The following is a 20119-nucleotide window of genomic DNA, read 5'->3' on the forward strand; positions in this document are numbered from 1 at the left end:
TGGCTCCTCGGGTGGGGGCGCTGGGATCGGCAACGAACCTAGGGGCCCGCGGCACCGGGTTCGATGGACGGAACACGGCGGTCGTGGTCTTTTCGGAAGCGCCCGGGACTGCGGCCGACCTCCCTGCGGAAGAACCGGCAGAAGTAGGCGGCGTCGTCGAACCCGACCCGGGCGGCCACCTGCCGCACGGGCAGCCCGGTGGCGACGAGCAGCCGCTGCGCCTCCCGCACCCGCTCCTGGCGGAGCAGCGCGGCGGGCGTGCGGCCGGTGGCCGCCCGCACCACCTCGGTGAGGTGCCCGGGGGTCACCCCGATCCGCTCGGCGCACTCCCGTACGGAGAGCCCGGCGGTCCCGGCGGTCCGGGCGAGCCGCAGGAACTCCTCGGCCAGGCCGCGCGGCGGCGGCTCCCCTCCCCCGCCCGCGCCGCCGGGCAGCCGGACGGCCCGTACGAGGAGGACGTGCAGCAGGGACCGCAGCACCCCGGCGAACCCGTCGGCCCCGTGCCGGTACTCCTCGGCCAGGTCGCCCATCAGCAGGCTCGTGCGCTCGTGGGTGGCGGTGTCGAGGTCGGCCCAGGGCCGTTCCCCGAGCCGCCGCAGCAGCTCCTCGTCGTCGGGTCCGCCGACCAGGAACTCGGGCGTGAAGAGGACGAGCGACCCTTCGAGGCCGCGCACGCCCTCCCAGTGGTGGACCTGGCCGGGCAGGATCACCCCGAGCTGCGGCGGCCGCACCTCGTACCGCTCCAGGTCGAGGACGTGGACCCCGCTCCCCTCGGTGACGTGGACGATCTCGTAGAAGGTGTGCCGGTGCGGGTACGCGGCCCGCGACATCGGGCCCATCGCGTCGAACCCCCCGGCGGCGAAGGGCACCTGGTCGGGCAGCCGCAGTTCGAGCCGGTGCACGGGCGGGTCGCCGTCCCTCGGGGCTTCGCAGGGCGCTCCGGGTAAGACCGTGGTGCCGCGCATGGAACCGTCCCTCCACGACTGGTACAGACCATTGGGTGCGGCTCCCACGATGACACGGCGCCCGGCGGGGGTGAAGTGCGCCGAAGGGCCCGGCTCCTGGGGAGCCGGGCCCTTCGCGCGCGTCCGCCCGGGGCTACCGCACGAACACGCTCGCCTGGTTCGCCAGGTCCAGGAAGTACTGCGGCGCGAGGCCGAGGACCAGGGTGACCGCCACGCCCGCCGTGATGGCGATCGTGGTGAAGGCCGAGGGGACGGCGACCGTGGGGCCGTCCGCCTTGGGCTCGCTGAAGAACATGAGCACGATGACCCGGATGTAGAAGAAGGCCGCGATCGCCGAGGAGAGCACGCCGACCACCACGAGGGCTCCCGCGCCGCCCTCCGCCGCCGCCTTGAAGACCGCGAACTTCCCGGAGAAGCCGGAGGTCAGCGGGATGCCGGCGAAGGCGAGCAGGAAGACCGCGAAGACCGCCGCGACCAGCGGCGAACGGCGGCCCAGACCGGCCCACTTGGAGAGGTGGGTGGCCTCGCCGCCCGCGTCCCTGACCAGGGTGACGACGGCGAAGGCGCCGATCGTGACGAAGGAGTACGCGCCCAGGTAGAAGAGGACGGACGAGATGCCGTCGGGGGTGGCGGCGATGACGCCCGCGAGCAGGAAGCCCGCGTGCGCGATGGACGAGTACGCCAGGAGCCGCTTGATGTCGGTCTGGGTGATGGCGACGATCGCGCCGCCCAGCATGGTGAGGATCGCGACGCCCCACATGACCGGCCGCCAGTCCCAGGTGAGGCCCGGGAGCACCACGTAGAGCAGGCGGAGCAGCGCGCCGAAGGCGGCGACCTTGGTCGCGGCGGCCATGAAGCCGGTGACCGGGGTCGGGGCGCCCTGGTAGACGTCCGGGGTCCACATGTGGAACGGCACGGCGCCGACCTTGAAGAGGAGCCCCGTGAGGACCATGGCGAAGCCGATGAGGAGCAGCGCGTCGTTCCCCATGGTGTCGGCGAGCGCCGGGTTGACCGAGGTGACCGTCCCGTCGACGACGTCGGCGATGACGGCGTACGAGACGGAGCCCGAGTAGCCGTAGAGCAGGGCGATCCCGAAGAGCAGGAAGGCCGAGGAGAAGGCGCCGAGCAGGAAGTACTTGACGGCCGCCTCCTGCGACATCAGCCGCTTGCGGCGGGCGACGGCGCACAGCAGGTACAGCGGGAGGGAGAAGACCTCCAGGGCGATGAAGAGCGTCAGGAGGTCGTTGGCCGCCGGGAAGACCAGCATGCCCGCGACGGCGAAGAGGGCGAACGGGAACACCTCGGTGGTGGTGAACCCGGCCTTGACCGCGGCCTTCTCGTGGTCGCTGCCGGGCACGGCGGCGGCCTCGGCGGCGAAGGAGTCGACCCGGTGGCCGTGGTCGGCCGGGTCGAGCCTGCGCTCGGCGAAGGTGAAGACGGCCACGATCGAGGCGAGGAGGATGGTGCCCTGGAGGAAGAGGGCGGGTCCGTCGACGGCGATGGCGCCCATGGCCGCGATGTGGGCCTTGGTGGAGCCGTAGCCGCCGGCCGCCAGGCCGACGACGGCGGCGAAGGAGGCGGCGAGCGCGAGGACGCTCAGGAAGACCTGGGCGGTGTAGCGGCCCCTGCGGGGCACGAAGGCCTCGACGAGGACGCTGAGGACCGCGGCGCCGACCACGATGAGCACGGGCGCGAGCTGCGCGTACTCGATGTGGGGCGCCGGGATCTTCTCCAGCGGCTCGACGGCGGCGGTCGTCCACAGGCTGTGGACGGAGGATGCGACAGCGGGAGCACTCACTTGGCCGCCTCCACTTCTGGCTGGGGGTCCTTCTGCTGGACGTCGGACATGGTGTGGCGCACCGCCGGGTTGACGACGTCCGTCAGCGGCTTCGGGAAGACCCCGAGGAAGATCAGGACGGCGATCAGCGGGACGACCACGGCCAGCTCGCGCGGCCGCAGGTCCGGCAGCTCGCGGACCTCCTCCTTCACCGGCCCGGTCATCGTCCGCTGGTACAGGACGAGGGTGTAGAGGGCGGCGAGGACGATGCCGGTGGTGGCGATGACGCCGGCCACCGGGTAGCGGGCGTAGGTGCCGACCAGGACCAGGAACTCGCTGACGAACGGCGCGAGTCCGGGCAGCGACAGGGTCGCGAGGCCGCCGATCAGGAAGGTGCCGGCGAGCACCGGCGCGACCTTCTGCACACCGCCGTAGTCGGCGATGAGCCGCGAGCCGCGCCGGGAGATCAGGAACCCGGCGACCAGCATCAGGGCGGCGGTCGAGATGCCGTGGTTGACCATGTAGAGCGTGGCGCCGGACTGGCCCTGGCTGGTCATCGCGAAGATGCCCAGGATGATGAAGCCGAAGTGCGAGATGGACGCGTAGGCGACCAGGCGCTTGATGTCCCGCTGGCCGACGGCGACGAGCGCCCCGTAGACGATGCTGATCAGGGCGAGGACGACGATCGCGGGCGTGGCCCACTTCGAGGCCTCGGGGAAGAGCCCGAGGCAGAAGCGGAGCATCGCGAAGGTGCCGACCTTGTCGACGACGGCGGTGATGAGGACGGCGACCGGGGCGGTCGCCTCCCCCATCGCGTTCGGCAGCCAGGTGTGCAGCGGCCACAGCGGCGCCTTCACCGCGAAGGCGAAGAAGAAGCCGAGGAACAGCCAGCGCTCGGTGCTGGTCGCGATCTCCAGGGAGCCGTTGGCCCGCGCCCCGGCGATCTCGGTGAGCGAGAAGTTCCCCGCGACCACGTACAGGCCGATGACGGCGGCCAGCATGATCAGGCCGCCGACCAGGTTGTAGAGGAGGAACTTGACGGCCGCGTAGGAGCGCTGGGCCGCCGCGTTCTCGTCGGAGCCCGTGTGGGCCCGGTCGCCGAAGCCGCCGATGAGGAAGTACATCGGGATGAGCATGGCTTCGAACAGGATGTAGAAGAGGAAGACGTCGGTGGCCTCGAAGGAGAGGATCACCATCGCCTCGACCATGAGGATCAGGGCGAAGAAGCCCTGCGTCGGCCGCCACCTCTTCGAGGAGGTCTCCAGGGGGTCGGCGTCGTGCCAGCCGGCCAGGATCACGAACGGGATCAGCAGCGCGGTGAGCGCGATCAGCGCCACCCCGATGCCGTCCACGCCCAGCTCGTACCGGACGCCGAAGTCCTTGATCCAGGCGTACGACTCGGTCAGCTGGTACCGCTCGCCGCCGGGCTCGAACCGTACGAAGACGACGGCGGCGAGCACGAGCGTGGCGAGCGAGACGAGCAGCGCCAGCCACTTGGCGGCGGTGCGGCGGGCGGCGGGCACGGCGGCGGTCAGGATCGCACCGACCGCCGGCACCGCTGCCGTCACCGTAAGGAGCGGGAAGGACATACGGGTTACACCGCCCTCATCAGCAGGGTCGCGGCGATCAGCACCGCCGTACCTCCGAACATGGAGACCGCGTACGAGCGGGCGTAGCCGTTCTGGAGCTTGCGCAGCCGGCCGGAGAGCCCGCCGACGCTCGCCGCGGTGCCGTTGACCACGCCGTCCACCAGGGAGTGGTCGACGTAGACGAGCGAGCGGGTGAGGTGGGTGCCGCCCGTGACGAAGACGGCGTGGTTGAGGTCGTCCTGGAGCAGGTCGCGGCGGGCCGCCCGGGTGAGCAGCGAGCCGCGCGGGGCGACCACCGGGACGGGCCGGCGCCCGTACTGGAGGTAGGCCAGGCCGACGCCGATCACCATGACGGCGACGGTGGCGGCGGTGACGGCCGCGGCGCCGATCGGCGGGTGGCCGTGCTCGTAGCCGGTGACGGGCTCCAGCCACTCGACGAACCCGGCGAACTCGAAGACCGCGCCTCCGGCGACCGACCCGACGGCGAGCAGCACCATCGGGATCACCATGGACCTGGGCGACTCGTGCGGGTGCGGCGGGTTGCCGTTCTCGTCGGGCTGCCAGCGCTTCTCGCCGAAGAAGGTCATCAGCATCACGCGGGTCATGTAGTACGCGGTGATGGCGGCGCCGAGCAGGGTGACCGCGCCGAGGATCCAGCCCTCGGCGCCGCCCTTCGCGAAGGCCGCCTCGATGATCTTGTCCTTGGAGAAGAAGCCGGACAGGCCGGGGAAGCCGATGATCGCCAGGTAGCCGAGGCCGAAGGTGACGAAGGTGACCGGCATGTACTTCCGCAGGCCGCCGTACTTCCTCATGTCGACCTCGTCGTTCATGCCGTGCATGACCGAGCCGGCGCCGAGGAAGAGCCCGGCCTTGAAGAAGCCGTGCGTCACCAGGTGCATGATCGCGAAGACGTAGCCGATGGGGCCGAGGCCGGCCGCCAGGATCATGTAGCCGATCTGCGACATCGTCGAACCGGCGAGCGCCTTCTTGATGTCGTCCTTGGCGCAACCGACGATCGCACCGAAGAGGAGCGTGACGGCGCCGACGACGGTGACGACGAGCTGCGCGTCCGGGGCCGCGTTGAAGATGTCGGCGGAGCGGACGATCAGATAGACACCGGCGGTCACCATCGTGGCCGCGTGGATGAGGGCCGAGACCGGGGTCGGGCCCTCCATCGCGTCCCCGAGCCAGGACTGCAGCGGCACCTGGGCCGACTTGCCGCAGGCCGCGAGGAGCAGCATCAGGCCGATCGCGGTCAGCGTCCCCTGCGAGGCCTGGCCGGTCGCCTCCAGGACCGGCCCGAAGGCGAAGGTCCCGAAGGTGGTGAACATGATCATGATCGCGATCGAGAGACCGATGTCACCGACCCGGTTGACCAGGAACGCCTTCTTCGCGGCGGTGGCCGCGCTGGGCTTGTGCTGCCAGAACCCGATCAGGAGGTACGAGGCGAGGCCGACGCCCTCCCAGCCGAAGTACAGGAGCAGGTAGTTGTCGGCGAGGACGAGCAGCAGCATCGCCGCGACGAACAGGTTCAGGTAGCCGAAGAACCGGCGGCGCCGCTCGTCGTGCTCCATGTATCCGATGGAGTACACGTGGATGAGGGTGCCGACCCCGCTGATCAGCAGGACGAACGTCATGGAGAGCTGGTCGAGCTGGAAGGCGACGTCCGCCTGGAAGCCCTCGACGGGGATCCAGGCGAAGAGCCTCTGGTGCAGGGCCCGCTCCTCGGCCCCCTTGCCGAGCATGTCGGCGAAGAGCGCCAGGCCGATCGCGAAGGAGACGGCCGCGAGGAGCGTGCCGATCCAGTGGCCGGTCCGGTCGAGCCGGCGGCCGCCGCAGAGCAGCACGGCCGCGCCGAGCAGGGGCGCCCCGACGAGCAGAGCGATGAGATTTTCCACGGTCAGCCCCTCACAGCTTCATCAGGCTTGCGTCGTCGACCGAGGCCGAGTGGCGGGCACGGAAGACGGACACGATGATCGCGAGCCCGACGACGACCTCCGCGGCGGCGACGACCATCGTGAAGAAGGCGACGATCTGGCCGTCGAGGTTGCCGTGCATGCGGGAGAAGGTGACGAACGCGAGGTTGCAGGCGTTGAGCATCAGCTCCACGCACATGAAGACCACGATCGCGTTGCGCCGGATCAGCACCCCGGCCGCGCCGATGGTGAACAGCAGGGCGGAGAGATACAGGTAGTTGACGGGATTCACCGGTTGGCCTCCTCTTCGTCCCGGTCCCGGCCGAGCGCGTCCCCGTTCCGGCCGAGCCGCTCCTCGGAGCGCTGCTCCAGGGCCTTGAGACCGGCCATGGTCTCGGGGGACACGTCCCGGATCTGGCCCCGCTTGCGCAGGGTCCCCATGACGGTGAGCTCCGCCGGGGTGCCGTCGGGCAGCAGGCCCGCGACGTCCACGGCGTTGTGCCGGGCGTAGACGCCGGGCGCGGGCAGCGGCGGCACGTGCGTGCCCTCCCGCACCCGCTGCTCGGCGAGCTCGCGCTGGGTGCGGGCGCGTTCGGTGCGCTCGCGGTGGGTGAGGACCATCGCGCCGACGGAGGCGGTGATGAGGAGCGCGCCGGTGATCTCGAAGGCGAAGACGTACTTGGTGAAGATGAGGGCGGCGAGGCCCTCGACGTTTCCGCCGCGCGCGGCGTTCGCGGCGCCGAGGCCGGCGAACTCGGTGATCGACGCGTTCCCGATGCCGGCGCAGAGCAGGACGCCGAAGCCGAGGCCGCAGGCGGCGGCCCACCAGCGCTGCCCCTTGAGGGTCTCCTTCAGGGAGTCCGCGGCCGTGACGCCGACCAGCATGACGACGAAGAGGAAGAGCATCATGATCGCGCCGGTGTAGACGACGATCTGGACGACGCCGAGGAAGTACGCGCCGTTGGCCAGGTAGAAGACCGCCAGGACGATCATGGTGCCGGCGAGGCAGAGCGCCGAGTGGACGGCCCTGCGCATCAGGATCGTGCACAGCGCGCCGACGACGGCGACGGTGCCGAGGACCCAGAACTGGACGGCCTCGCCGGCGGAGGTGGTGTACGCCGCGAGGTTCTCGGAGGCGAGGGGGGCGAGGGGGGCGAGGTGCGCGCTCACGCGTCCACCTCCTCGTCGGCGCCGTCCTCGGCGTCGTCCTTCTCCCCCTTGGACACGGCGGCCTGGCGGACGGTGCCGGGCGACGCCGCGGTGACGAGGCCCCGGTAGTAGTCCTGCTCGGTCATGCCCGGGAAGATCGCGTGCGGGGTGTCGACCATCTCCTCCTCCAGGCCCGCGAGGAGCTGCTCCTTGGTGTAGATCAGGTTCGCGCGGGAGGAGTCGGCCAGCTCGAACTCGTTGGTCATCGTCAGCGCGCGCGTGGGGCAGGCCTCGATGCACAGCCCGCACAGGATGCAGCGGGCGTAGTTGATCTGGTAGACGCGGCCGTAGCGCTCGCCGGGCGAGTAGCGCTCCTCGTCCGTGTTGTCCGCGCCCTCCACGTAGATGGCGTCGGCGGGACAGGCCCAGGCGCACAGCTCGCAGCCGACGCACTTCTCCAGGCCGTCGGGGTGACGGTTGAGCTGGTGCCGGCCGTGGAAGCGGGGCGCCGTCGTCTTCTGCTGCTCCGGGTACTGCTCGGTCAGCCGCTTCTTGAACATGGCCTTGAAGGTCACGCCGAAGCCGGCCACCGGATTCTGGAAGTCAGACACCGTCCGTCTCCTTTCCATCACTCGCAGTAGCAGTATCGGGGGCGCCACTGACAACGAGGTCCCGGCCCTGCCGCGACCTGCGCCGGGGCACGGGCGGCAGGGACTGTCCGGGCTTGGGCGGTACGGGGAAGCCTCCGGCCATCGGGTCGAAGGCGCGGTCCTCCTCGGGCGCGGGCGCCGCCGCCTTCGCCTTCCGGTCGCGGAAGAGGTCCACCACGAAGGAGAGGAGGAGCAGGGCGAGCACGCCCCCGGCCACGTACAGGACGATGTCGGTGAACGCGATGTTCTCGTTGCGCAGCGCCCGGACGGTGGCGACCAGCATCAGCCAGACCACGGAGACCGGGATGAGGACCTTCCAGCCGAGCTTCATCAGCTGGTCGTAGCGGACGCGGGGCAGGGTGCCGCGCAGCCAGATGAAGAAGAACAGCAGCAGCTGCACCTTGATCACGAACCAGAGCATCGGCCACCAGCCGTGGTTCGCGCCCTCCCAGAAGGTGGAGACCGGGTACGGGGCCCGCCAGCCGCCCAGGAAGAGGGTCGTCGTCACGGCCGAGACCGTCACCATGTTCACGTACTCGGCGAGCATGAACAGCGCGAACTTGATGGACGAGTACTCGGTGTTGAAGCCGCCGACGAGGTCGCCCTCGGACTCCGGCATGTCGAAGGGGGCGCGGTTGGTCTCGCCGACCATGGTGATCACGTAGATGATGAACGAGACCGGCAGCAGGATCACGAACCAGCGGTCCGCCTGCGCCTCGACGATCGCCGAGGTCGACATCGACCCGGAGTAGAGGAAGACGGAGGCGAAGGCCGCGCCCATGGCGATCTCGTAGGAGATCATCTGCGCGCAGGAGCGCAGTCCGCCCAGGAGCGGGTACGTGGAGCCGGAGGACCAGCCGGCCAGGACGATGCCGTAGATGCCGACGGAGGCGACCGCGAGGACGTACAGCATCGCGATCGGCAGGTCGGTGAGCTGCATCGTGGTGCGGTGGCCGAAGATCGAGACCTCGTTGCCCGCCGGGCCGAAGGGGATCACGGCGATCGCCATGAAGGCGGGGATCGCGGCGACGACCGGGGCGAGGACGTAGACGACCTTGTCGGCCTTCCTGACGATCACGTCCTCCTTGAGCATCAGCTTGACGCCGTCCGCGAGGGACTGGAGGAGGCCCCAGGGGCCGTGCCGGTTGGGGCCGACGCGCAGCTGCATCCAGGCGACGACCTTGCGCTCCCACACGATGGAGAAGAGCACGGTCACCATCAGGAAGGCGAAGCAGAAGACGGCCTTGACCGCGACGAGCCACCAGGGGTCCGTGCCGAACATGGACAGGTCTTCAGCGGCGAGCGGCACGCTCATGCCTGCACCTCCGTGACGTCGGCGGGGCGCGGGGCCGTCGGGCCGATGCGGACCAGGTCGCCCGGGCGGGCGCCGGTGTCGGAGAGGACGCCGTGCCCGGTCGAGTTCAGCGGGAGCCAGACGACGCGGTCGGGCATCTCGGTGACCAGGAGCGGGAGGGCGACCGAGCCGGCCGGGCCGGTGACCTCCAGGACGTCGCCGTCCTTGACGCCGGTGTCGGCGGCGGTGGCGGCGGAGAGCCGGGCGACGGCGGCGTGCCGGGTGCCGGCGAGGGCGGTGTCGCCCTCCTGGAGCCGTCCGAGGTCGAGCAGCAGCCGGTGTCCGGCGAGGACGGCCTCGCCGTCGCCGGTGCGGGGCGCGGGACGGCCGGGCTCGGTGGGCTCGGTGGCCCGCTCGCGGGTCCAGCCGCCGAGCCGGTCCAGCTCGCGCCGTACGGCCACGAGGTCGGGCAGGGCCAGGTGGACGTCGAGGGCGTCGGCCAGCATGTGCAGGACGCGGGTGTCGGTCGGGGCGAGCGGCCGGGTCATCTGCTCCGGCTTGAGCGCGGCCTCGAACATCCGGGCCCTGCCCTCCCAGTTGAGGAAGGTGCCGGACTTCTCGGCGACGGCCGCGACGGGCAGGACGACGTCGGCGCGGTCGGTGACCTCGCCGGGCCGCAGCTCCAGGGAGACCACGAAGGCCGCGTCGAGCGCCTCGCGCGCGCGGGCCGGGTCCGGCAGGTCGGCGACCTCGACGCCGCCGACGAGCAGGGCGGTGAGCTCGCCGGTGGCGGCGGCCTCGACGATCTGGCCGGTGTCGCGGCCGTAGCGGGCGGGGAGCTCGCGGACGCCCCAGGCGGCGGCGACCTCCTCGCGCGCGCGGGGGTGGGTCGCGGGCCGGCCGCCGGGGAGGAGCGCCGGCAGGGCGCCGGCCTCGACGGCGCCGCGTTCGCCGGAGCGGCGCGGGATCCAGACGAGCCGGGCGCCGGTGGCGGTGGCGGCGCGCAGGGCGGCGGTGAGCGCGCCGGGCACGCCCGCGAGGCGCTCGCCGACGGCGAGGACGGCGCCCTCCCGGCGGAGGGCCTCGGCGGCGGCGAGTCCGTCGCCGGTGAGGCCGACCCGGGAGGTGAGGGCGTCGAGCCACTCGGTCTCGGTGCCGGGGGCGGCGGGCAGCAGGGTGCCGCCGCTCTTCTCCAGGCCCCGGGTGGCGAACGCGGCGACGGCGTAGGTCTTCTGGCCGTGCTTGCGCCAGGCCTTGCGCAGCCGCAGGAAGACGCCGGGGGCCTCCTCCTCGGACTCCAGGCCGACGAGGAGGACGGCCGGGGCGGCTTCGAGCGAGGTGTACGTGACGCCCGATCCGTCCAGGTCGCGGCCGTGTCCGGCGACGGCGGAGGCCAGGAAGTCGGCCTCCTCGCCGGAGTGGACCCGGGCCCGGAAGTCGACGTCGTTGGTGTCGAGGGCGATCCGGGCGAACTTGGCGTACGCGTAGGAGTCCTCGACGGTCAGCCTGCCCCCGGCCAGGACGCCGGTGCGGCCGCGGACGAGCCCGCGGGCGGCGGCCTCCAGGGCCTCGGGCCAGGAGGCGGGCTCCAGCTCACCGGTCCCGGCGTTCCGCACGAGCGGGGTGGTGAGCCGGTCGCGCTGCTGCGCGTACCGGAAGCCGAAGCGGCCCTTGTCGCAGATCCACTCCTCGTTGACCTCGGGGTCCTCGGCGGCGAGCCGCCGCATGACCTTGCCGCGCCGGTGGTCGGTGCGGGTGGCGCAGCCGCCGGAGCACTGCTCGCACACCGACGGCGAGGAGACCAGGTCGAAGGGGCGGGAGCGGAAGCGGTAGGCGGCGGAGGTGAGGGCGCCGACCGGGCAGATCTGGATGGTGTTGCCGGAGAAGTACGACTCGAAGGGGTCGCCCTCGCCGGTGCCGACCTGCTGGAGCGCGCCGCGCTCGATCAGCTCGATCATCGGGTCGCCCGCGACCTGGTTGGAGAAGCGGGTGCAGCGGGCGCAGAGCACGCAGCGCTCGCGGTCGAGGAGGACCTGGGTGGAGATCGCGATCGGCTTCTCGTAGGTGCGCTTGACGCCCTCGAAGCGGGACTCGGCCTGTCCGTGGGACATGGCCTGGTTCTGCAGGGGGCACTCGCCGCCCTTGTCGCAGACGGGGCAGTCCAGCGGGTGGTTGACGAGCAGCAGCTCCATCACGCCGTGCTGGGCCTTCTCGGCGACGGGGCTGGTGAGCTGCGACTTCACCACCATGCCGTCGGTGCACGTGATGGTGCAGGAGGCCATCGGCTTGCGCTGGCCCTCGACCTCGACGATGCACTGGCGGCAGGCGCCGGCGGGGTCGAGGAGCGGGTGGTCGCAGAAGCGCGGGATCTCGATGCCGAGCTGTTCGGCGGCGCGGATGACCAGGGTCCCCTTGGGGACGGAGACCTCGATGCCGTCGATGGTCAGCGTGACGAGGTCCTCCGGCGGCACGGCCGGTCCGCCGCCGCCCGTGGGACCGGACTCGGTGACGGTCATGCGGTCACCTCCTTGTGGTTGTCCGCCCAGGCGGTCGACTTGGCCGGGTCGAAGGGGCAGCCCTTGCCCGTGATGTGCTGCTCGTACTCCTCGCGGAAGTACTTCAGGGAGGAGAAGATCGGCGAGGCGGCGCCGTCGCCGAGGGCGCAGAACGACTTGCCGTTGATGTTGTCGGCGATGTCGTTGAGCTTGTCGAGGTCGGTAAGGGTGCCGTCCCCGTTTTCGATGGCACGGAGCAGCTGGACGAGCCAGTACGTGCCCTCGCGGCAGGGGGTGCACTTGCCGCAGGACTCGTGGGCGTAGAACTCGGTCCAGCGGGTGACGGCCCGGACCACGCAGGTGGTCTCGTCGAAGCACTGGAGCGCCTTGGTGCCGAGCATGGAGCCGGCGGCGCCGACGCCCTCGTAGTCGAGGGGGACGTCGAGGTGTTCGTCGGTGAACATCGGGGTGGAGGAGCCGCCGGGGGTCCAGAACTTGAGGCGGTGGCCGGGGCGCATCCCGCCGCTCATGTCGAGGAGCTGGCGCAGGGTGATGCCGAGCGGGGCCTCGTACTGGCCGGGCGAGACGACGTGCCCGGAGAGCGAGTACAGCGTGAAGCCCGGGGACTTCTCGCTGCCCATGGAGGTGAACCAGTCCTTGCCCTTGTTGAGGATCGCGGGAACGGACGCGATGGACTCGACGTTGTTCACCACGGTGGGGCAGGCGTAGAGGCCGGCGACCGCGGGGAAGGGGGGCCGCAGCCGGGGCTGGCCGCGGCGCCCTTCGAGCGAGTCGAGGAGCGCGGTCTCCTCACCGCAGATGTACGCGCCGGCGCCGGCGTGCACGGTGAGTTCGAGGTCGAGCCCGCTGCCGAGGACGTTCCGGCCGAGGTAGCCGGCGGCGTAGGCCTCGCGGACGGCCTCGTGGAGGCGGCGCAGGACGGGGACGACCTCGCCGCGCAGGTAGATGAAGGCGTGGCTGGAGCGGATCGCGTAGCAGGCGATCACGATGCCCTCGATGAGGGAGTGCGGGTTGGCGAAGAGGAGCGGGATGTCCTTGCAGGTGCCGGGCTCGGACTCGTCGGCGTTGACGACGAGGTAGTGCGGCTTGCCGTCGCCCTGCGGAATGAACTGCCACTTCATGCCGGTGGGGAAGCCGGCGCCGCCGCGGCCGCGGAGGCCGGACTCCTTGACGTACGCGATGAGGTCGTCGGGGCTCATCGCGAGGGCCTTGCGGAGTCCCCGGTAGCCCTCGTGGCGCTCGTAGGTCTCCAGGGTCCAGGAGTCGGGCTGGTCCCAGAAGGCCGAGAGGACGGGGGCGAGGAGCTTCTCGGGGCTGCTGTTGTTGATCTCGGCTGCCAAGGTCATCACTTCCCCTCCTGTCCGGAGGTCTCGTCCCGTCCGGCGTTCCCGCCCTGTCCGGAGGAGTTCTGTCCGGGCGGGTTCTGGCCCGGGGCGCTCTGGCCCGGGGCGCTCTGGCCCGGGGCGCTCTGGCCCGGGGACTCGCCGCGCGGGTGGACGATGCGGTGGTGCGGCTGCTCGCCCCTGGCCAGGCGCAGGCCGACGAGGGAGGCGGGGCCCGCGCCGCCGGTGGCCTCGACGGCGCCGGGGCGCTCGTCGGGGAAGCCGGCGAGGATGCGGGCGGTCTCCTTGAAGGTGCAGAGCGGGGCGCCGCGGGTGGGTTCGACGGTCCGGCCGGCCCGCAGGTCGTCCACCATCTCCTTGGCGGACTCGGGGGTCTGGTTGTCGAAGAACTCCCAGTTGACCATCACGACGGGCGCGAAGTCGCAGGCCGCGTTGCACTCGATGTGTTCGAGGGTGACCTTGCCGTCCTCGGTCGTCTCGCCGTTGCCGACGCCGAGGTGCTCCTTCAGCTCGTCGAAGATGGCGTCGCCGCCCATGACCGCGCAGAGGGTATTGGTGCAGACGCCGACCTGGTAGTCGCCGGAGGGCTTGCGCCGGTACATGGTGTAGAAGGTGGCGACGGCGGTGACCTCGGCGGTGGTGAGGCCGAGGACGTCGGCGCAGAACGCCATGCCGGTGCGGGTGACGTGGCCCTCCTCCGACTGCACGAGGTGCAGCAGCGGCAGGAGCGCGGAGCGGGAGTCCGGGTAGCGGGCGACGACGGCCCGCGCGTCCTCCTCCAGCCGGGCGCGGACGTCCGCCGGGTAGCCGGGGGCGGGGAGCTGGGGCATGCCCAGGCTGATCTGCTCGGTCATCGGTCGACGCCTCCCATCACGGGGTCGATGGAGGCGACGGCGACGATGACGTCGGCGACCTGGCCGCCCTCGCACATCGCCGCCATGGCCTGGAGGTTGGTGAAGGACGGATCGCGGAAGTGGACCCGGTAGGGGCGGGTGCCGCCGTCGGAGACGACGTGCGCGCCGAGCTCGCCCTTGGGGGACTCGACGGCCGCGTAGGCCTGGCCGGGCGGGACCCGGAAGCCCTCGGTGACCAGCTTGAAGTGGTGGATCAGGGCCTCCATGGAGGTGCCCATGATCTTCTTGATGTGTTCGAGGGAGTTGCCGAGGCCGTCGGTGCCGAGCGCGAGCTGCGCGGGCCAGGCGATCTTCTTGTCGGCGACCATGACGTCGCCGGGCTCCAGCCGGTCGAGGCACTGCTCGACGATCCGCAGGGACTGGCGCATCTCCTCCAGGCGGATCAGGAAGCGCCCGTAGGAGTCGCAGGTGTCGGCGGTGGGGACCTCGAAGTCGTAGTTCTCGTAGCCGCAGTACGGGTCGGTCTTGCGCAGGTCGTGCGGGAGGCCCGCGGAGCGCAGGATCGGTCCGGTGGCGCCGAGGGCCATGCAGCCGGTGAGGTCGAGGTAGCCGACGTCCTGCATTCGGGCCTTGAAGATGGGGTTGCCGGTGGCGAGCTTGTCGTACTCCGGCAGGTTCTTCTTCATGGTCTTCACGAACTCGCGCACGGCGTCGACGGCGCCGGGCGGGAGGTCCTGGGCGAGGCCGCCGGGGCGGATGTACGCGTGGTTCATGCGCAGGCCGGTGATCAGCTCGTACAGGTCCAGGATCATCTCGCGGTCCCGGAAGCCGTAGATCATGATCGTGGTGGCGCCGAGCTCCATGCCGCCGGTGGCGATGCAGACCAGGTGCGAGGAGAGCCGGTTGAGCTCCATGAGCAGGACGCGGACGACGCTGGCCCGGTCCGGGATCTGGTCGGTGATCCCGAGGAGCTTCTCGACGCCCAGGCAGTACGCCGTCTCGTTGTAGAACGAGGTGAGGTAGTCCATGCGCGTGACGAAGGTGGTGCCCTGCGTCCAGGTCCGGTATTCGAGGTTCTTCTCGATGCCGGTGTGGAGGTAGCCGATGCCGCAGCGGGCCTCGGTGACGGTCTCGCCGTCGATCTCCAGGATGAGGCGGAGCACTCCGTGGGTGGACGGGTGCTGGGGGCCCATGTTGACGACGATCCGCTCGTCGTCGGCCTTGGCGGCGGACCGGACGACCTCGTCCCAGTCGCCGCCGGTCACCGTGTAGACGGAGCCTTCGGTCGTCTCTCGCGGAGACGCGTGGGGAGTGGACATCAGCTGTACGACCTCCGCTGGTCCGGAGCCGGGATCTGGGCGCCCTTGTACTCGACGGCGATGCCGCCGAGGGGGTAGTCCTTGCGCTGCGGGTGGCCCTGCCAGTCGTCCGGCATCATGATCCGGGTGAGGGCGGGGTGGCCGTCGAAGACGATGCCGAAGAAGTCGTACGTCTCGCGCTCGTGCCAGTCGTTCGTCGGGTAGACGGCGACGAGGGAGGGGATCCTCCGGTCGGTGTCCGGGGCCGAGACCTCCAGGCGGACCAGCCGGCCGTGGGTCAGCGAGCGCAGGTGGTAGACGGCGTGCAGCTCGCGGCCCTTGTCGTGCGGGTAGTGGACGCCGGAGACGCCGGTACAGAGCTCGAAGCGGAGCGCCGGGTCGTCGCGCAGGGTGCGGGCCACGCGGACGAGGTGCTCGCGCTCGACGTGGAAGGTGAGCTCGTCGCGGTCGACGACCGTCTTCTCGATGGCGCTCGAAGGGACGAGGCCCTGCTCCTCCAGGGCGCCCTCCAGTTCGTCGGCCACCTCGTCGAACCAGCCGCCGTAGGGGCGGGCGGCCGGGCCGGGGAGCCGGACCGAGCGGACGAGGCCGCCGTAGCCGGAGGTGTCGGCGCCGCTCTGGGCGCCGAACATGCCGCGCTGGACGCGGACCTCCTCCCCGTGGTCCCCGCGCTGGCCCGGCAGGTTCTGCGCGCTCAGCTCCTTCTCGGGGTTGGGTGTCTCGTCACTCACCGGAGCAGGCCCTTCAATTCGATGGTCGGCAGCGCCTTGAGCGCCGCCTCCTCCGCCTCGCGCGCCGCCTCCTCGGCGTTCACGCCGAGCTTGGAGGTCTGGATCTTCTGGTGGAGCTTGAGGATCGCGTCGATCAGCATCTCCGGGCGCGGCGGGCAGCCGGGCAGGTAGATGTCGACCGGGACGATGTGGTCGACGCCCTGGACGATCGCGTAGTTGTTGAACATGCCGCCCGAGGAGGCGCAGACGCCCATGGAGATGACCCACTTGGGGTTGGGCATCTGGTCGTAGACCTGCCGCAGGACGGGCGCCATCTTCTGGCTGACCCGGCCGGCGACGATCATCAGGTCGGCCTGGCGCGGCGAGCCGCGGAAGACCTCCATGCCGAAGCGGGCCAGGTCGTAGCGGCCGGCTCCGGTGGTCATCATCTCGATGGCGCAGCAGGCGAGGCCGAAGGTCGCGGGGAAGACGGACGCCTTGCGCACCCAGCCCGCGGCCTGTTCGACCGTCGTCAGCAGAAAGCCGCTCGGGAGTTTCTCTTCGAGTCCCATGAGTGTGCCTCTCAGCCCCTCAGTCCCATTCCAGGCCGCCGCGCCGCCACACGTAGGCGTAGGCGACGAAGACGGTGAGCACGAAGAGCAGCATCTCCACGAGCCCGAAAATCCCCAGGGCGTCGAAGGTGACGGCCCAGGGGTAGAGGAAGACGATCTCGATGTCGAAGACGATGAAGAGCATCGCCGTCAGGTAGTACTTGATCGGGAAGCGGCCGCCGCCGGCGGGCGTGGGTGTCGGCTCGATGCCGCACTCGTACGCCTCCAGTTTCGCCCTGTTGTACCGCTTTGGCCCGATGAGCGTGGCCATGACCACGGAGAAGATCGCAAACCCCGCACCCAGGGCACCGAGCACGAGGACGGGCGCGTACGCATTCACGCTCCTCGCTCCTTCCAGTCGTCCTTGACCGTTGGACCGCACCGCCGCGCCGTGAAAGATCGCCCCCATGTGAGGCAGTTCACAAGCCCGGCTGCCCCGCATCTTATGCCTGCCCCTCTGTGATCTGCGACACGGGGTGCAGCACGTAGTTTGTGATCTCCACCACCTGACGAAGGATCATGAAGTCGGATGAGCGGTGATCTTGTTGCGCGAAGCGCCCAGGTGATCACCAGATGTGACATCCGTACCGGAAATCGCTGCTCGGAGGGGGTGTCGCACTATCAAGTGTTGGCATCTACAGGCAAATTGGCGGTGGACGCGAACGGGTGGTAAAGGGCCCGCTCTTCGCCCGGTCGGGGGGTCTCGCGTACGGAGGTGGACACGTGCGCGTTTTCACGAACTCACCTGTGAGCTGCGCCACAGCACAGAAGGCCGAAAAGAAGGGGGCTTGGCCAAGGGTGTCAAGAGGTGGTAAGCGTCGGGCAATTCGGGCGTTTCAATGAAAACCAGTGATCAAGGCCCGGATACCTCATGACCGATTTGCCCGTTACGGCGTCAATAAAGGCGCCACAGAAGCGGATTCACAGGTTCCGAACGTAACTGTGGCGCAACCCACGTTTCTTGAACGGAACCGTCAAGCCCTGATAGCGGTTGTTCCCATGTCCCACACCGCTCACATACCCAGCCACCGGAAGCCCCGCCGCAGCGCTTCGAAGCTCGCGCTCCGGGCCGGAGTTGCCGGTGGCGTCCTCGGCACCATCGCGGTGGCCGGTGCTGCCGGGCCGGCGAATGCCGAGCCGGTGACCGAGACCATCGAAATGCCCACCCTGGGCTCGCTCGCCGCCGGTACGAACCTCGCGAGCGCGGTCGCCGCCTCCGCCGAGGCGTCCCAGCAGGAGGCCCTCGACCAGAGCCTCCAGAGCCTGGAGCAGACGGCCCTCCAGAAGGCCTCCCAGGAGGCCAGGAAGGCCAAGGCCGAGGCGGAGCGCAAGGCCGCCGCCGAGCGCGCCGAGAAGGCCCGCCTCAAGGCCGAGGCGGAGCGCCAGGCGGCCGAGGAGGCCGCGGAGCGCGCCTCCCGCAGCGAGACGCGCACGCAGCTCGCCACGAACTCCTCGTCCTCGTCGAACGACGGCGGCTCGTCCTCGTCGTCCTCCGACAACGGCTCCTCCGCCTCGGACAGCGGCAGCCGGACGCAGGCCCCCACCGGCTCCGCCGCCTCGATCGTGGCCTTCGCCCGCGCCCAGGTCGGCGACGCCTACATCAGCGGCGGCACCGGCCCCAACGCCTGGGACTGCTCCGGCCTCGTCCAGGCCGCCTACCGCGCGGCCGGCATCGACCTGCCCCGCATCTCGCACCAGCAGTCGAGCATGGGCAGCTCCGTCTCCCTGGGCGACCTCCAGCCGGGCGACATCCTGTACTGGGGCAGCCGCAGCGGCTCGTACCACGTCGCCATCTACGTCGGCGGCGGCAAGTACGTCGGCGCGCAGAACTCCTCCACCGGCGTCGTCGAGCGCTCCCTGGACTGGGACCCGCCGTCGGGCGCCGTGCGCATCCTCTGAGCGCTCCCGCCCGGACGCTCACGCGCAAGGGCCGTCACTCCCCGGGGGAGTGACGGCCCTTCGCCGTGCGCGGTGCCGGTCAGGCCTTGGGGGCCACCTTCGACAGGCCGTTGATGATGCGGTCCATCGCGTCGCCGCCCGTCGGGTCGGTGAGGTTCGCCAGCATCTTCAGGGTGAACTTCATCAGGAGCGGGTGGGTCAGGCCGCGCTGGGTCGCGATCTTCATGACCTTCGGGTTGCCGATGAGCTTCACGAAGGCGCGGCCGAGCGTGTAGTAGCCGCCGTAGGTGTCCTTGAGGACCTGCGGGTAGTTCCGCAGGGCCAGCTCGCGCTGGGCCGGGGTCGCCCGGGCGTGCGCCTGGACGATGACGTCGGCCGCGATCTGCCCCGACTCCATGGCGTACGCGATGCCCTCGCCGTTGAACGGGTTGACCAGGCCGCCCGCGTCGCCGACGAGCAGCAGGCCCCTGGTGTAGTGCGGCTGGCGGTTGAAGGCCATCGGCAGGGCGGCGCCCCGGATGGTGGTCGTCATGTTCTCCGGGGTGAAGCCCCAGTCCTCCGGCATCGAGGCGCACCAGGCCTTGAGCACCTCGCGCCAGTCCAGCTCCTTGAACGCGGAGGAGGAGTCGAGGATGCCGAGGCCGACGTTCGAGGTGCCGTCGCCCATGCCGAAGATCCAGCCGTAGCCCGGCAGCAGCCGGTCCTGCGGGCCGCGCCGGTCCCACAGCTCCAGCCAGGACTCCAGGTAGTCGTCCTCGTGCCGGGGGGTGGTGAAGTACGTGCGGACGGCGACGCCCATCGGCCGGTCGTCGCGCCGGTGCAGGCCCATGGCGAGGGAGATCCGGCTGGAGTTGCCGTCGGCGGCGACGACCAGCGGGGCGTGGAAGGTGACCTCGCGCTTCTCCTCGCCCAGCTTGGCGTGGACGCCGGTGATCCGGCCCGTGCGGTCGTCGATCACCGGCGCGCCGACGTTGCAGCGCTCGTACAGGCGGGCGCCGGCCTTCTGCGCCTGGCGGGCCAGCTGCTCGTCGAAGTCGTCGCGCTTGCGGACGAGTCCGTAGTCCGGGTACGAGGCGAGTTCCGGCCAGTCCAGCTCCAGGCGGACGCCGCCGCCGATGATCCGCAGGCCCTTGTTCCGCAGCCAGCCGGCCTCTTCGGAGATGTCGATGCCCATGGCGACGAGCTGCTTGGTGGCGCGCGGGGTGAGGCCGTCGCCGCAGACCTTCTCGCGCGGGAAGGCGGTCTTCTCCAGGAGGAGGACGTCCAGGCCCGCCTTCGCCAGGTAGTAGGCGGTGGTCGAGCCGGCCGGGCCCGCCCCGACGACGATCACATCTGCGCTGTGCTCGGAGAGGGGCTGCTCGGTCACGGCGGATTCTCCCGGAGACTCGACGGTAGGAGGAGGTACGAACGTACCCGGGCAGTCTATGGGGGCGGGTCCCGGACCGTCCGGAGGGCCACCCGGAGGACCGCGAGCCACCCGTCCCCGGGCCACCGCCGGAAATGTAATTCACACATCTGTGCGACAGT

17 protein-coding genes are annotated in these 20119 nt (G+C 70.7%); 1 reads left to right on the forward strand and 16 read right to left on the reverse strand.

All coding sequences use genetic code 11. The features are described 5' to 3' along the window. Positions 1–38: 38 nt before the first annotated feature. The 15 genes from ADL08_RS19905 to ADL08_RS19975 all read right to left on the reverse strand — a co-directional run bounded on the left by ADL08_RS19905 (position 39) and on the right by ADL08_RS19975 (position 17033). Entirely contained in the window at positions 39–965 is a 927-nt protein-coding gene (locus ADL08_RS19905) for a helix-turn-helix domain-containing protein (protein ID WP_053644827.1), read from the reverse strand. A 133-nt stretch (positions 966–1098) separates the two neighbouring features. Further along, positions 1099–2763, reverse strand: a complete 1665-nt coding sequence (gene nuoN, locus ADL08_RS19910) for an NADH-quinone oxidoreductase subunit NuoN (protein WP_053644828.1) — start codon at positions 2761–2763, stop codon at positions 1099–1101. After that, positions 2760–4331 (reverse strand): NADH-quinone oxidoreductase subunit M, encoded by a 1572-nt coding sequence (locus ADL08_RS19915; protein WP_053644830.1) that lies wholly within the window; start codon positions 4329–4331, stop codon positions 2760–2762. The genes nuoN and ADL08_RS19915 overlap by 4 nt, the downstream gene beginning before the upstream one ends. 5 nt (positions 4332–4336) lie before the next feature. Continuing rightward, positions 4337–6229 (reverse strand): NADH-quinone oxidoreductase subunit L, encoded by a 1893-nt coding sequence (nuoL, locus tag ADL08_RS19920; RefSeq protein WP_053644832.1) that lies wholly within the window; start codon positions 6227–6229, stop codon positions 4337–4339. A 10-nt stretch (positions 6230–6239) separates the two neighbouring features. Beyond that, positions 6240–6539, reverse strand: a complete 300-nt coding sequence (gene nuoK / locus ADL08_RS19925; protein ID WP_030208826.1) for an NADH-quinone oxidoreductase subunit NuoK — start codon at positions 6537–6539, stop codon at positions 6240–6242. Next, complete coding sequence (locus ADL08_RS19930; RefSeq protein WP_053644834.1) at positions 6536–7417, reverse strand: NADH-quinone oxidoreductase subunit J; 882 nt, start codon at positions 7415–7417, stop codon at positions 6536–6538. The genes nuoK and ADL08_RS19930 overlap by 4 nt, the downstream gene beginning before the upstream one ends. Continuing rightward, entirely contained in the window at positions 7414–8025 is a 612-nt protein-coding gene (gene nuoI, locus ADL08_RS19935) for an NADH-quinone oxidoreductase subunit NuoI (protein ID WP_053644837.1), read from the reverse strand. The genes ADL08_RS19930 and nuoI overlap by 4 nt, the downstream gene beginning before the upstream one ends. Next, entirely contained in the window at positions 8000–9361 is a 1362-nt protein-coding gene (gene nuoH, locus ADL08_RS19940; protein WP_053644839.1) for an NADH-quinone oxidoreductase subunit NuoH, read from the reverse strand. Before nuoH ends, nuoI begins: the two co-directional genes overlap by 26 nt. Next, positions 9358–11856, reverse strand: a complete 2499-nt coding sequence (locus ADL08_RS19945) for an NADH-quinone oxidoreductase subunit G (protein ID WP_053644841.1) — start codon at positions 11854–11856, stop codon at positions 9358–9360. Before ADL08_RS19945 ends, nuoH begins: the two co-directional genes overlap by 4 nt. Continuing rightward, complete coding sequence (gene nuoF / locus ADL08_RS19950; RefSeq protein ID WP_199837044.1) at positions 11853–13205, reverse strand: NADH-quinone oxidoreductase subunit NuoF; 1353 nt, start codon at positions 13203–13205, stop codon at positions 11853–11855. The genes ADL08_RS19945 and nuoF overlap by 4 nt, the downstream gene beginning before the upstream one ends. Beyond that, entirely contained in the window at positions 13202–14029 is an 828-nt protein-coding gene (nuoE, locus tag ADL08_RS19955; RefSeq protein WP_420709662.1) for an NADH-quinone oxidoreductase subunit NuoE, read from the reverse strand. Before nuoE ends, nuoF begins: the two co-directional genes overlap by 4 nt. Before the next feature lie 20 nt (positions 14030–14049). Then, complete coding sequence (locus ADL08_RS19960; protein ID WP_053644848.1) at positions 14050–15372, reverse strand: NADH-quinone oxidoreductase subunit D; 1323 nt, start codon at positions 15370–15372, stop codon at positions 14050–14052. Continuing rightward, positions 15372–16103 (reverse strand): NADH-quinone oxidoreductase subunit C, encoded by a 732-nt coding sequence (locus ADL08_RS19965; protein WP_053644849.1) that lies wholly within the window; start codon positions 16101–16103, stop codon positions 15372–15374. The genes ADL08_RS19960 and ADL08_RS19965 overlap by 1 nt, the downstream gene beginning before the upstream one ends. Then, positions 16100–16654 (reverse strand): NuoB/complex I 20 kDa subunit family protein, encoded by a 555-nt coding sequence (locus ADL08_RS19970; protein WP_030208804.1) that lies wholly within the window; start codon positions 16652–16654, stop codon positions 16100–16102. The genes ADL08_RS19965 and ADL08_RS19970 overlap by 4 nt, the downstream gene beginning before the upstream one ends. Positions 16655–16673: 19 nt before the next feature. Continuing rightward, a complete protein-coding gene (locus tag ADL08_RS19975; RefSeq protein WP_053644853.1) occupies positions 16674–17033 on the reverse strand; it encodes an NADH-quinone oxidoreductase subunit A in 360 nt (119 codons plus the stop codon). Positions 17034–17692: 659 nt separating this feature from the next. Between ADL08_RS19975 and ADL08_RS19980 the strand changes: the two genes are divergently transcribed. Beyond that, positions 17693–18592, forward strand: coding sequence for a C40 family peptidase (locus tag ADL08_RS19980; protein WP_053644854.1), 900 nt, complete (start codon positions 17693–17695; stop codon positions 18590–18592). A gap of 79 nt (positions 18593–18671) precedes the next feature. Here ADL08_RS19980 and ADL08_RS19985 read toward each other — a convergent pair whose 3' ends face one another. Further along, a complete protein-coding gene (locus ADL08_RS19985; RefSeq protein ID WP_053644857.1) occupies positions 18672–19958 on the reverse strand; it encodes a geranylgeranyl reductase family protein in 1287 nt (428 codons plus the stop codon). Positions 19959–20119 lie beyond the last annotated feature (161 nt).

Source organism: Streptomyces sp. NRRL F-6492 (assembly GCF_001280125.1).
In the GTDB taxonomy this organism is placed as follows: Bacteria; Actinomycetota; Actinomycetes; order Streptomycetales; family Streptomycetaceae; genus Streptomyces.